Annotated in this window: 13 protein-coding genes and 1 tRNA gene; 6 read left to right on the forward strand and 8 right to left on the reverse strand. The window is 70.4% G+C overall.

The genetic code is table 11. From position 1 onward, the window contains the following. Nucleotides 1-14: 14 nt before the first annotated feature. From orn to ABZ477_RS02995, 5 genes are all read left to right on the forward strand, one after another. A complete protein-coding gene (orn, locus tag ABZ477_RS02975; protein ID WP_360127585.1) occupies nt 15-641 on the forward strand; it encodes an oligoribonuclease in 627 nt (208 codons plus the stop codon). A 37-nt stretch (nt 642-678) separates the two neighbouring features. After that, nucleotides 679-754: transfer RNA gene (locus ABZ477_RS02980), tRNA-His, on the forward strand. 22 nt (nt 755-776) lie between these two features. Beyond that, nucleotides 777-1,127, forward strand: coding sequence for a metallopeptidase family protein (locus tag ABZ477_RS02985; protein ID WP_360127588.1), 351 nt, complete (start codon nt 777-779; stop codon nt 1,125-1,127). Continuing rightward, a complete protein-coding gene (gene clpS, locus ABZ477_RS02990) occupies nt 1,118-1,426 on the forward strand; it encodes an ATP-dependent Clp protease adapter ClpS (protein WP_360127591.1) in 309 nt (102 codons plus the stop codon). Before ABZ477_RS02985 ends, clpS begins: the two co-directional genes overlap by 10 nt. Next, nucleotides 1,423-1,926, forward strand: a complete 504-nt coding sequence (locus tag ABZ477_RS02995; protein ID WP_360127594.1) for a DUF2017 family protein — start codon at nt 1,423-1,425, stop codon at nt 1,924-1,926. The genes clpS and ABZ477_RS02995 overlap by 4 nt, the downstream gene beginning before the upstream one ends. Before the next feature lie 4 nt (nt 1,927-1,930). On the opposite strand, the gene ABZ477_RS03000 is transcribed toward ABZ477_RS02995, so the two are convergent. The 6 genes from ABZ477_RS03000 to gatC form a co-directional block, all read right to left on the reverse strand. Continuing rightward, complete coding sequence (locus tag ABZ477_RS03000; protein WP_360127597.1) at nt 1,931-2,524, reverse strand: hypothetical protein; 594 nt, start codon at nt 2,522-2,524, stop codon at nt 1,931-1,933. After that, nucleotides 2,499-2,819, reverse strand: coding sequence for a hypothetical protein (locus ABZ477_RS03005; protein ID WP_360127600.1), 321 nt, complete (start codon nt 2,817-2,819; stop codon nt 2,499-2,501). Before ABZ477_RS03005 ends, ABZ477_RS03000 begins: the two co-directional genes overlap by 26 nt. 68 nt (nt 2,820-2,887) lie before the next feature. Beyond that, nucleotides 2,888-4,147 (reverse strand): DNA polymerase IV, encoded by a 1,260-nt coding sequence (gene dinB / locus ABZ477_RS03010; protein WP_360127603.1) that lies wholly within the window; start codon nt 4,145-4,147, stop codon nt 2,888-2,890. A 106-nt stretch (nt 4,148-4,253) separates the two neighbouring features. After that, nucleotides 4,254-5,783 (reverse strand): Asp-tRNA(Asn)/Glu-tRNA(Gln) amidotransferase subunit GatB, encoded by a 1,530-nt coding sequence (gatB, locus tag ABZ477_RS03015; RefSeq protein WP_360127606.1) that lies wholly within the window; start codon nt 5,781-5,783, stop codon nt 4,254-4,256. Further along, a complete protein-coding gene (gene gatA / locus ABZ477_RS03020; protein ID WP_360127609.1) occupies nt 5,783-7,306 on the reverse strand; it encodes an Asp-tRNA(Asn)/Glu-tRNA(Gln) amidotransferase subunit GatA in 1,524 nt (507 codons plus the stop codon). The genes gatB and gatA overlap by 1 nt, the downstream gene beginning before the upstream one ends. Continuing rightward, nucleotides 7,303-7,602 carry an Asp-tRNA(Asn)/Glu-tRNA(Gln) amidotransferase subunit GatC gene (gene gatC, locus ABZ477_RS03025; RefSeq protein WP_360127612.1) on the reverse strand — a complete coding sequence of 100 codons (300 nt, stop codon included), beginning with the start codon at nt 7,600-7,602 and terminating at the stop codon, nt 7,303-7,305. Before gatC ends, gatA begins: the two co-directional genes overlap by 4 nt. Before the next feature lie 57 nt (nt 7,603-7,659). On the opposite strand from gatC, the gene ABZ477_RS03030 reads away from it, so the two are divergent. Further along, nucleotides 7,660-9,366 (forward strand): long-chain-fatty-acid--CoA ligase, encoded by a 1,707-nt coding sequence (locus tag ABZ477_RS03030; protein WP_360127615.1) that lies wholly within the window; start codon nt 7,660-7,662, stop codon nt 9,364-9,366. A gap of 29 nt (nt 9,367-9,395) precedes the next feature. Here the strand turns inward: ABZ477_RS03030 and ABZ477_RS03035 are convergent, their stop codons facing one another. Next, nucleotides 9,396-9,890 carry a DUF4262 domain-containing protein gene (locus ABZ477_RS03035; RefSeq protein WP_360127618.1) on the reverse strand — a complete coding sequence of 165 codons (495 nt, stop codon included), beginning with the start codon at nt 9,888-9,890 and terminating at the stop codon, nt 9,396-9,398. A 76-nt stretch (nt 9,891-9,966) separates the two neighbouring features. After that, on the reverse strand, nt 9,967-12,306 hold the full coding sequence (ligA, locus tag ABZ477_RS03040) for an NAD-dependent DNA ligase LigA (protein ID WP_360127621.1): 2,340 nt from the start codon (nt 12,304-12,306) through the stop codon (nt 9,967-9,969). Between the last annotated feature and the right edge of the window lie 22 nt (nt 12,307-12,328).

The raw sequence follows: 12,328 nt of genomic DNA on the forward strand, positions 1-12,328 counted from the left end.
TTAGGATGGTCGGCATGGTGGGCGCTTCCGGGAACGATCGGCTCGTGTGGATCGATTGCGAGATGACGGGCCTCGATCTAGACCAGGACGAGCTCGTCGAGATCGCCGTCGTCGTGACCGACTTCGAGCTGCGACCGCTGCATCCGGGCTTCGAGATCGTGATCAAGCCCGACGACTCGGCGCTCGCCCACATGAGTGAGTTCGTGCGCGACATGCACGCCAGCTCGGGACTGCTCGACGAGATCCCCAACGGCGTGAGCACGGCGGATGCCGAGTTCCAGGCCCTGGAGTACATCCAGCAGTTCGTCCCGCTCGAGGGCAAGGCCCCGCTCGCCGGCAACACGATCGGCACCGACCGGATGTTCCTCGCGAAGTACATGCCGCGCATCGACCGCTGGCTGCACTACCGCAATGTCGACGTGTCGAGCGTCAAGGAGCTCGCCCGCCGCTGGTACCCGCGCGCCTACATCCACGCCCCCGCCAAGGGCGGCGGTCACCGCGCGCTCGCCGACATCCGCGAGTCCATCCGCGAACTGGCGTACTACCGCCAGGCGGTCTTCGTCCCGCAGCCCGGTCCGACCAGCGATGGCGCACGCGCCGCCGCGGCCTCCGTCGTGTCCGCATTCGCTCCCGGGGTGTGAGAGAATCGTCTGGTTGCCCGCTCACGCGGGAGACATGGTGGGTATAGCTCAGTTGGTAGAGCACCTGGTTGTGGTCCAGGGGGTCGCGGGTTCAAGTCCCGTTACTCACCCCATGTGGTGCGATGCGAGTCGCGCATGATCGAGATGGATGTCGAGGCGTTCGAATCGCTCGTCGTCGACGAACTCGATCTGCTCCCCGACGACATGGTCGACGGACTCGACAACGTCGTGTTCGTCGTCGAAGACCGTCCGGAGGACGGCAGTCTCGACCTGTTCGGTCTCTACGACGGATGGGCGCTCACCGAGCGCGAGCGGTACGGCGTGGGTGAGCTCCCCGACCGCATCATCGTCTACCGCGAGCCCCACCTCGCGGCCTGCGAGACGGAGGACGAGCTGCGCGACGAGGTGCACACGACTCTCGTCCACGAGATCGCGCACTTCTACGGCATCGACGACGATCGGCTCCACGAGCTCGGGTGGGCGTGATGGCCGGCGTCGCGACACCCGACACCCGCGAAGACGTCGATCTCCATTCCACGACCGACTCCGCCCGCGTCTGGCAGACAGTCGTCTGGAACGATCCCGTCAACCTCATGAGCTATGTCGTGCACGTCTTCCGCGAGTACTTCGGATTCCCGCGGGCCACGGCCGAGCGGCTCATGCTCGCGGTCCACCACGACGGGCACGCCGTCGTGGCCGAGGGCGCGCGCGAGCAGATGGAGCTCCACGCGCGGGCGATGCACGACTACGGGCTGTGGGCGACAGTGAGGGAGGCACCCCGATGACCGAGAGACTCGTCGTGCTCGAGATGGCCCACGTGGAGGCGCGGCACCTCGCTCGCCTCGTGGAGCAGTTCGCCGAACTCCTCGCCGAGACGGCCGAGGCTGGCGAGGCGACCCCCGACGATCCCGCGGTCGCCCGCCTCGTGCCGGACGCGTACGCGGACGATCCGGACGCGTCGCGTGAATTCCGCTCGCTGACGCAGCGCGAGCTCCTCGACCGCCGGTCGACGGATGCCGCGACCGTGCTCGCGACCCTCCACAGCGCGGCCGATCCCGCGCTGGCCGACGACGAGCACACGCTCACGCGGATGTCGATCGTCGAGCTGGATCCGGAAGCGCTGTACGCGTGGCTTCGCACGCTCGCGGCGCTCCGCCTCGTCCTCGCCTCGCGGCTCGGCATCCAGGATGAGGACGACCACGACGACCAGGACCCGCGCTTCGGGATCTACGACTGGCTCGGCTACCGCCTCGACGGACTCGTGAAGGCGGCCGAGGGCGCGTAGGCCGTCAGGGCACCTCGAACACGAGCGTCGCGTGCCGGCGCGGATCGTCGAGGGCGATGTGCCGTGCCTCCTGCTCTGCCCAGCGATCCCAGTGGGGCCGATACGTCTCTCCGTCGCGCGTGAGCGCGCGGCGCTTGCGTGACGTCGCCGGCGACTCGAGCCACACCCGCACGTCGCCGAGCTTCGCCGTCGCTTCCGTGAGGAGCCCTGCTCCCTCGACGATGAGGGCGAGCGACGGATCCACGGCGTGGGCTTCGGCGTGGGTCGAGGCATCCCAATCCCACCGTTGCCAGACGCCGATCAGCCCGCGCGCGTGCGGATGCAGGACCTGGCTGCGCGCCGCCTCGACGCCTTCGGTCAGCCCGTCCCAGCCCGGGTACAGATCGTCGAGCGCGACGAGCTGCACCCGTCCGCGAAGGGGCCAGCGTGCGATCAGCTGGCGGGCGAGCGACGTCTTGCCGGATCCGCTGCGCCCGTCGATGAGGACGACCGGATTGGCCGCGCGCAGCTCTCGGACCGCCGCGACGACCTTGGCCGCAGCGATCTCGAGTGCGTCGGCGACCGGGTCCGCGCTACTTCTTGAGGGCCCGGATGACACGGCTGAGCGTGCGTCCGGCGACCCAGACGAACGGAATCGCCACCGCGAGCAGCGACACGAGGTTCGGCTCGAACCGCAGGTCACCGCCCTTGCGGATGTATGCGCCGAGGGGAACCGACCAACCGCCGCCGCCGCCCCCGCCGTTGCCCGCTTCGTCCGATCCGCCTCCGAACCCGGACCAGGTCAGGGCGACGGGGATGACTCGGATGCCGTCGACATCCTGCTGCTCGCCATAGGCGCTGTGGACGCCGAAGGTCGCTGACTGCTTGCCGAGCTCGAGTGCGATGTTGGGCATACGCCCACGCTACCCGTCGGAGCCGACCCCTGCCCAGGCCGACATCACCCTTTGCGTCGGATCAGCGATCAGTCGGGTGACGGCGTTCGCCGGTTCACCGGAAGCGCGCCGCCGTCGCGGGAACGACCGATCAGCGTGGCCCGCGTCACGGCGCCGCGCCCGAATCTCGCCGCGGCATCGTCGAGCGCGCCTTCGAGGCTGCGCCAGTCCTCGTCGTCGTCCCACAGCGTGGGCAGGTCGCCCGCGACGGGGCGGAGCCTCTCGCCCCGGACGCCCACGAGTCGCACGGGCTGCCGGCGCTCGACGGCCTCGAAGAGCTCGAGCGCGGCCTCGCCGATCCGCCTGCCGACCGACGTCGGCTCGGGCAGCGTCTGCGAGCGCGTGATCGTCGTGAAGTCGGCGAAGCGGACCTTGATGGAGATCGTCGACGCCTCCCACGCGTGCTTGCGCAAGCGGGTGCCGACCCGATCGGCGAGCCGCCGGAACTCCGTCCGCAGGATCGCCGGATCGTCGATGTCGCGGAGGAACGTCTCCTCGTGCCCGACGCTCTTCTCGACGCGCGCGGTCTCGACGGAGCGTGCGTCCAGTCCGCGCGCGAGGTGCCAGACCCGGTCACCCATCGCGGGCCCGAGCGCACGGTCGAGGACGGACCGCGGGGTTTCCAGGATGTCGGCCACGGTGTGGATGCCGCGTGCCTCGAGCGCCTCGCCCGCCTTCGGCCCGACGCCCCACAGGGCGCGCGCCGGCAGTGTCGCGAGGAAGGCCGCAGTGTCGGGCCCGGCGACGATGAGGAGCCCGTCGGGCTTGCTGAGCGTCGACGCGATCTTGGCGACGTGCTTGGTCGCCGCGACGCCGACGCTGCACGTGAGCCCGGTCTCCTCGAACACGCGCCGGCGCAGCAGCACCGCGATCTGCCCGGGACTGCCCCACAGCCGGCGCGCTCCGCGCACGTCGAGGAAGGCCTCGTCGATCGAGAGCGGCTCGACGAGCGGAGTGAAGTCGTCGAAGATGCCCATGACCTGACTCGACAACTCGTTGATGCGGTCGAAGCGCGGCTGCACCGTGATCGCCGTCGGACATAGGCGGAGCGCCTGCGACACGGGCATCGCGGAGCGGACGCCGTACCGGCGCGCCTCGTAGCTCGCGCTCGCGACGACGCCGCGACCTTCGGGCGAACCCGTGATGACGGGCTTCCCCTTCAGCGACGGGTCGTCGAGGATCGCGACGGACACGTAGAACGCGTCCATGTCGACATGCAGGATGCCGGTCCCCGTGTCGTCGGCGCCTTCGGGCGAGACGACACGGCCCGTCCCGTCGCCGCGTCCCATGTCAACGATTCTCCCCGCTGCCGCCGACGCGGCGCGAGTTCCCGCAATGACGAGGGGGCAGGACGGATCCGCCTGGACCGTCCTGCCCCTGCGAGAGCGCTCGCGCTTACTGCGCGGCGCGCTCGAGGATCAGCTCACGGACGCGCGCAGCATCCGCCTGTCCCTTCATCGCCTTCATGACCGCGCCGATGACGGCACCGGCCGCCTGCACCTTGCCGTCGCGGATCTTCTCGAGGACGTCGGGCTGCGCGGCGAGCGCTTCGTCGATGGCCGCGACGAGCGCACCGTCGTCGGACACGACCGCAAGGCCGCGCGCGTCGACGACCTCCTGCGGAGTGCCTTCACCTGCGATGACGCCCTCGAGCACCTGGCGCGCGAGCTTGTCGGTGAGGGTGCCGGCGTCGATGAGGCCCTGCAGCGCGGCGACGTCCGCGGGCGTGATGAGATCCGACGCATCGCGGCCTTCGGCGTTCGCGATGCGCAGGATCTCGCCCGTCCACCACTTGCGCGCCGCGGTCGGCGAGGCGCCGGCGGCGATCGTCGCCTCGACCTCGGCGAGGAGCCCGGCGTTCACGACACCCTGGAAGTCGATGTCGCCGAAGCCCCACTCCGCCTTCAGCCGACGACGGTGGACGGCGGGCGCCTCGGGCAGGGCGGCGCGCAGCTCCTCGATCAGCTCAGCGGCCGGCGCGACCGGCAGGAGGTCGGGCTCGGGGAAGTACCGGTAGTCGTCCGCATCGGACTTGGGACGTCCGGGCGACGTGGTGCCGGTGTCCTCGTGCCAGTGGCGCGTCTCCTGCGTGATCGAGCCGCCGGCGTCGAGGATCGCGGCCTGGCGCTGGATCTCGTAGCGCACGGCCCGCTCGACCGAGCGCATGGAGTTGACGTTCTTCGTCTCGGTGCGGGTGCCGAGCGGCGCGGCGGGCTCGCCGGGCGCGACGCGCGGGCGGAGCGAGACGTTCGCGTCGCAGCGCAGGTTGCCGCGCTCCATGCGGGCCTCCGAGATGCCCAGCGCGATGACGATGTCGCGGATCGTGCGGACGTACGCGGCCGCGAGCTCCGGCGCGCCGTGCTCCGCGCCGAAGATGGGCTTCGTGACGATCTCGACGAGCGGCACGCCCGCGCGGTTGTAGTCGACGAGCGAGTACTCGGCACCCTGGATGCGACCCGTCGCACCGCCGATGTGGGTCAGCTTGCCGGCATCCTCTTCCATGTGGGCCCGCTCGATCGGCACCTGGACGATCGTGCCGTCCGGCAGCTCGACCTCGACCTGACCCTCGAACGCGATGGGCTCGTCGTACTGCGAGATCTGGTAGTTCTTGCCGAGGTCGGGGTAGAAGTAGTTCTTCCGGGCGAAGCGGCTCGAGGGCGCGATCGAGCAGCCGAGGGCGAGCCCGAGGCTGATCGAGTGGCGGACGGCCTGCTCGTTGACGACCGGCAGCGAACCGGGAAGACCCATGTCGACGGGAGCCACGAGCGTGTTGGGCTCGGCGCCGTGGTTCTCGGCGTTGGCGGGGTTGCCCGCCGCGGAGAACATCTTCGTCTTCGTGTTGAGCTCGACGTGGACCTCGAACCCGAGCACGGGCTCGAAGAGCTCGAGGGCCTGGTCGAAGTCCATCAGCTTGTCCTTGGCCATCAGCGGACTCCTCCCCTCGCACCGACCGCGGGTGCCCTGTCCAGCAGCGGACCGCCCCACGAATCCTCCAGCGCCGCCTCGAGCGCGGCTCCGACCCGGTAGAGGCGGGCGTCCTCGCGCGCGGGGGCGAGGAACTGGATGCCGACCGGAAGGCCGTCCTCCTCCGCAAGACCCGAGGGGATCGAGATGCCCGGAACGCCGGCGAGGTTGGCGGGGATCGTCGTGACGTCGTTGAGGTACATCTGCAGCGGGTCGTCGATCTTCTCGCCCAGCTTGAACGCCGTCGTGGGCGCCGACGGCGTCGCGATGACGTCGACCTGGGCGAATGCGGCGTCGAAGTCGCGCTGGATGAGCGTGCGGACCTTCTGCGCCGAGCCGTAGTACGCGTCGTAGTACCCGGCCGAGAGGGCGTAGGTGCCGAGGATGATGCGTCGCTTGACCTCGTCGCCGAACCCGGCCTCACGGGTGGCCGCCATGACGTCCTCGACCGTCGAGTTCGCGTGCGGCGTGACGCGCATGCCGAAGCGGACCGAGTCGAACTTCGCGAGGTTGCTGGATGCCTCGGCGGGCAGCACGAGGTAGTACGCGGCGACGCCGTACTCGAAGTGGGGGGCGCTGATCTCGACGATCTCGGCGCCGTGCGCCTCCATGACGGCAAGCGCCGAGCGGAAGGATGCCGAGACGCCGGCCTGGAAGCCGCTGTCGGGGAGCTCGGCGATGACGCCGACCTTGAGGCCCTTCAGCACGTCGCCGCGGGCGCCCTCGCGGGCAGCCTCGGCGAAGGACGGCCACGCGTCGGTGAGCGACGTCGAGTCGTGCGGGTCGTATCCGCCGATCACGTCGTGCAGGAGGCCTGCGTCCAGGACCGTGCGCGTCACGGGCCCGACCTGGTCGAGGCTCGACGCGAGCGCGATCGCGCCGTAGCGGCTGACGCCGCCGTACGTGGGCTTGATGCCCACGGTGCCGGTCACGTGCGCGGGCTGGCGGATGGAGCCTCCCGTGTCGGAGCCGAGCGCGAGGGGCGCCTCGAAGGCCGCGACCGCCGCGGCCGAGCCGCCGCCCGAGCCGCCGGGGATGCGGTCGAGATCCCACGGGTTGCGCGTCGGCCCGTACGCCGAGTGCTCCGTCGACGAGCCCATCGCGAACTCGTCCATGTTGGTCTTGCCGAGCGGCACGAGGCCCGCGGCGCGCGAGCGCGCGACCACGGTCGCGTCGAAGGGCGACATGTAGCCCTCGAGGATCTTCGAGCCGCTCGTGGACGGCATGTCCGTCGTCACGAGGACGTCCTTGATCGCGAGCGGCACGCCCGCGAGGGCGCCGAGCGACTCCCCCGCGGCACGGCGACGGTCGAGGTCCGCCGCGACGTCGAGGGCCTGGTCGCTCACGTGCAGGAAGGCGTGCACATCGCCGTCGACCTCGGCGATGCGGTCGAGGTGGGCCTGCGTCGCCTCGACGCTGGACACCTCGCCCGAGGCGAGCTTGTCGGCGAGGGCTGCGGCCGTCAGGCGGATCAGGTCGCTCACTGCTCCTCCCCCAGAATGGCGGTCACGCGGAAGCGGCCGTCGGCGGAATCCGGGGCGTTGGAGAGGGCCTGCTCGGGGGTGAGCGTCGTGCCCACCTCGTCGGCACGGAAGACGTTCTCCATCGGGATCGGGTGGCTCGTCGCGGCGACGTCGGGCGTCGCGACCTGGGACACCTTCGCGATGTTGTCGACGATCACGTCGAGCTGTCCGGTGAGGCGCTCGACCTCCTCGTCACTCAGCTGGATCCTGGCGAGCACACCGAGATGGCGCACGAGATCGGGGGTGATTTCAGACACCACGACAGTCTAGTTGGGCTCTGTGCGCCGCCCCGGCCGGGCACTAGTCTGAGCCCCGTGACGACCACCTACGACCCGCCGCGCCCTTGGATCGCCAGCTACGCAGAGGGAGTCCCCGACGACCTCGACCCCGTGAGCGGGTCGCTCGTCGACATCGTGGAGGCATCCGCCCGCGACTATCCGGATGCTGCAGCACTGCAGTTCTTCGGGAAGGTCACGACCTACCGGCAGCTGCACGAGGCCATCGACCGCGCTGCCGCGGGTCTCAAGGAGCGCGGCGTCGGGCCCGGAGACCCCGTCGCGATCGTCCTGCCGAACTGCCCGCAGCACATCGTCGCCTTCTACGCGATCCTGCGGCTGGGCGCCGTCGTCGTCGAGCACAACCCGCTCTACACGCCCCGCGAGCTGCGCAAGCAGTTCGAGGATCACGGCGCGAAGCATGCGATCGTGTGGAGCAAGGTCGTCGCGACCGTCCAGGACTTCCCCGACGACCTCCGCGTGCCGAACCTCATCTCCGTCGACGTCATCCGCGCGATGCCGTTCCTGACGCGGCTCGCGCTGCGCCTTCCGATCGCCAAGGCGCGCGAGGGACGCGAGGCGCTCTACTCCCGCGTCACGGGCGCGACGTCGTGGGAGGACGTGGTAGGCGCCGATCGGCTGCCGTCGACGCACCCGCGGCCGGGTACCGACGATCTCGCGATCATCCAGTACACCAGCGGCACGACCGGAACGCCCAAGGGCGCGTCCCTCACGCACCGCAATCTGATCTCCAACGCAGCGCAGGCGCGGTCGTGGGTCCCGTCGATCGTCCGCGGAGACGGATGCGTCGTCTACGCCGTCCTGCCGATGTTCCACGCCTACGGGCTCACCCTCTGCCTCACCTTCGCGATGTCGATGGGCGCGCGACTCGTGCTGTTCCCCCGCTTCGACCCCGACATGGTGCTGAGCGTCACGAAGAAGCACCCCGCGACATTCCTCCCGCTCGTACCGCCCATCGCAGACCGGCTCCTGAAAGCGTCGAAGGAGAAGGGCATCCCCATCACGGGCACCCAGGTCGCGATCTCCGGCGCGATGGCGCTCCCCCACGAGCTCGTCGTCCCGTTCGAGGAAGCCAGCGGCGGATACCTCGTCGAGGGCTACGGCCTCTCCGAGTGCTCGCCCGTCCTCATGGCCAATCCGGTCGCCGACAATCGCGTGCCCGGCACGGTGGGTCTGCCTCTCCCTGGGACCGAGTGCCGGGTCGTCGACCCCGACGATCCGACGACGGATGTCGCTCCCGGCGACCGCGGCGAGCTCGTCGTACGCGGGCCGCAGGTCTTCCAGGGCTACTACGGCAAGCCCGAGGAGACGGACGCGGTCTTCGCCGACGGCTGGTTCCGCACGGGCGACATCGTCACTATCGACGAGGCGGGCTTCGTGCGGATCGTGGACCGCATCAAGGAGCTCATCATCACGGGTGGATTCAACGTCGCCCCGACCGAGGTGGAGAACGCGCTGCGCCAGCACCCCGACGTCGACGACGCCGCCGTCGTGGGCCTGCCCAACGAGCGCTCGGGCGAGGAGGTCGTCGCGGCCGTCGTCCCGGCGGCCGGCCGCGAGATCGACGTCGAAGCCGTCCGCGAGTTCGCGCGCGGCATCCTGACCCCCTACAAGGTGCCCCGGCGCATCTTCGTCGTCGATGAGCTGCCCAAGTCGCTCATCGGGAAGGTCCTGCGGCGCCAGGTGCGCGAATCGCTCCTGAAGCTCACGAGCGGCGGCGCCTAGGAGGTCGCCCCACACGCCGCCGAAACCACTCACTCGGCGCGGAACGTGCCGGGCCGCGGCTGGATCCACGCCGCGGTCTCGTAGCCCTCCTGCCACGGGAACCGCCCCTGTCGATCGTCGTAGGTCACCTGGAGCACATCGACGGACACCTCGTCGGGGCGTTGATAGAACCGGTTCGCCGCGAACACGATCTCGCCTGGGTTGGGCACCGCCTCGAACGTCACGCGATGGCCCCATCCGTCGAAGCGGGCCACGTCACCGGGAGCGAAGTCGCGGCCGCCGCGGACGCGATCCCGCAGGTCGTTGAGCAGGAGGCTCGTCGTGCGCGGGTCGAGCCCGAAGACGAGCAGCTCGGGATGGGCCATGCCGAACAGCCCGACGGTGTATGCGAAGGGCGTCAGCCGTCGCGACGGATCGCCGAAGACGTACTCGATCGTCGTCCCGTGCTCGCGGATCGTCTGGGCGGTCCGCTTGTCCTCCTGGTCGAGCCAGGCGATCGTGGCGGGGTCGGGGGTCATTGTCATCGCGGGTCCTTTCCTCGAAGGACTCTGACATTAGAACATAGCTACGACATCCCGGCTCGCGCGCACAGCGCCGCCATCACCCCGCGTCGAGCGCCGCGGGACCCTGCTCGACGAGGACGCGGAACTGCGCCGCGTCGAGGATTCGCACGCCGAGCTCCTCCGCCTTCGCGAGCTTCGACCCCGCCCCCGGGCCGGCCGCGACGAAGTCGGTCTTCTTCGAGACGCTCGATGCTGCCTTGCCGCCGGCGCGGATGATCGCCTCCTGCGCGCCTTCGCGCGTGTACCCGTCGAGCGATCCCGTCGCCACCACCGTGAGACCCTCCAGCACGCCGCCCGCGACGACGGCGGCGCCGGGACCTGGGTGACCCGGAGTCGCGAGCTCCGCGCCCGCTGCCTCCCAGCGCTCGACGATCTCGCGGTGCCAATCCACGTCGAACCAGTCGGTGAGCGAGTCGGCGATGATGCCGCCGACGCCCTCGACGGCTGCGAGCTCGTCCCTCGATGCGCTGCGGATCGCGGCCACCGAGCCGAACCACTGCGCGAGCGCGCGGGCGGCGACAGGACCGACATGGCGGATGTTCAAGGCCACGAGGAAGCGCCACAGCTCCTTCGTCTTGGCGCGCTCCAGCTGGTCGAGGAGCGTGACGGCCTGCACGGACGGCTGGGGACCCGTGAGCCCGTCCTTCTTCTCGGCGGCGCTCGGGTTGCGGCGGAACGGCGAGCGACGCACGAGCTCGCCGGTCCTCTCGTCGACCTTCATCTCACCCGTCTCGGGGTCGCGCACGACGACCTCGATCGGCACGAGCTGCTCGATCGTCAGCTCGAACAGACCCGCCTCGGTCTCGAGGGGCGGCCGTTCGGGCACGGACGGCTGGGTCAGCGCAGCAGCCGTCACCTCGCCGAGGGCTTCGATGTCGAGGGCGCCGCGCGACCCGATGTGCTCCACGCGTCCCCGCACCTGTGCGGGGCAGGCCCGCGTGTTGGGGCAGCGGAGGTCGATGTCGCCCTCCTTCGCGGGCGCGAGGCGCGAGCCGCACTCGGGGCAGTCCGCCGGCATCACGAATTCCCGCTCCGTACCGTCGCGCAGCTCGACGACGGGCCCGAGGATCTCGGGGATGACGTCACCGGCCTTGCGCAGGACGACGGTGTCGCCGATCAGCACGCCCTTGGCGCGGACGACGTCCTGATTGTGCAGCGTCGCCTGGCGGACGACGGAGCCGGCGACGCGCGCGGGCGCCATGACCGCGAAGGGCGTCGCCCGGCCCGTGCGGCCGACCGATACGACGATGTCGAGAAGCTTCGTGTTGACCTGCTCGGGCGGGTACTTGTACGCGATCGCCCACCGTGGAGCACGGCTCGTCGCGCCGAGCTCGTCGTGCAGCGCGAGCTCGTCGACCTTGACGACGACGCCGTCGATCTCGTGCTCGACGTCGTGCCGGTGCTCGCCGTAATGGGTGACGAAGTCCAGGACGCCCTCGATGTCGTCCGACGTGCGGAAGTAGGGGCTCGTCGGCAGGCCCCACTCGGCCAGGAGCGCATAGATCTCGCTCTGCGACGCGACAGGCGGGTTCGTCCAGGCGCCGATGCCGTGGACGAACAGCCGCAGCGAGTCCAGTCGGGCCTGGCCGGCCTCGCGCTCGAGTCCGTCCTTCTTGTCGAGCTGCTGCCGGAGGCCGCCCGAGGCAGCGTTGCGGGGATTGGCGAAGGACGGGAAGCGCCGCTCGGCGCTCAGCCGCGCCCGCGCCTCGTCGAAGGACCTCGCGCGTGCCCGCGACTCTTCGACCGCTCGATCGCGCATGCTCGCCTGCAGCGCATTGAGACTCTCGAACGCCGCGACCGGGATGAACACCTCGCCGCGCACCTCGACGATGTCGGGATGTCCCGTCCCCGACAGCCGCTCCGGGATCCCCGCGACGCGCAGGGCGTTGACCGTGACATCCTCACCGACGCGGCCGTCTCCGCGGGTCGCGGCGGAGGTGAGCACACCTCGTTCGTAGCGCAGGCTGATGGCGAGGCCGTCGATCTTCAGCTCGGTGAGCCAGCGCACCTCGCGGCCGGCCGCGCCCTGTGCCTTGGCGCACCACTCGCGCAGCTCATCGAGACTGAAGACGTTGTCGAGGCTCAGCATCCGCTCGGCGTGCGTCACCGGCGCGAACAGCGAACTCTCGGCAGCACCGACGGTCTGCGTCGGCGAGTCCTGGCCCTGCAGCTCGGGGTGCAGGCGCTCCAGCTCCTCGAGCCGCCGCATCCACGCGTCGTAGGTCGCATCGTCCACGATCTCGGCGTCGCGGCCGTAGTAGGCGTCGCGGGCGCCGAGGATCCGCTCGGTCAGCTGCTGTGCTTCGTCGCGCGAGGCCTCGAGCCCAGGGTCGTCGGGAAGCGCGGTGTCGGCCGATGAGCGCGAAGTGTCCGTCACCCCGCCAGTCTAGGGAGGGCCT

Source organism: Microbacterium sp. NPDC019599, from assembly GCF_040632175.1.
GTDB lineage: Bacteria > Actinomycetota > Actinomycetes > Actinomycetales > Microbacteriaceae > Microbacterium.

What these genes read in the sequence shown, in the direction of transcription:
- orn (WP_360127585.1), top strand. Translation starts at nt 15, where the DNA reads ATGGTGGGCGCTTCCGGGAACGATCGGCTCGTGTGGATCGATTGCGAG.
- ABZ477_RS02985 (WP_360127588.1), top strand. Translation starts at nt 777, where the DNA reads ATGATCGAGATGGATGTCGAGGCGTTCGAATCGCTCGTCGTCGACGAA.
- ABZ477_RS02995 (WP_360127594.1), top strand. Translation starts at nt 1,423, where the DNA reads ATGACCGAGAGACTCGTCGTGCTCGAGATGGCCCACGTGGAGGCGCGG.
- ABZ477_RS03005 (WP_360127600.1), bottom strand. Translation starts at nt 2,819, where the DNA reads ATGCCCAACATCGCACTCGAGCTCGGCAAGCAGTCAGCGACCTTCGGC.
- dinB (WP_360127603.1), bottom strand. Translation starts at nt 4,147, where the DNA reads ATGGGACGCGGCGACGGGACGGGCCGTGTCGTCTCGCCCGAAGGCGCC.
- gatB (WP_360127606.1), bottom strand. Translation starts at nt 5,783, where the DNA reads ATGGCCAAGGACAAGCTGATGGACTTCGACCAGGCCCTCGAGCTCTTC.
- ABZ477_RS03035 (WP_360127618.1), bottom strand. Translation starts at nt 9,890, where the DNA reads ATGACAATGACCCCCGACCCCGCCACGATCGCCTGGCTCGACCAGGAG.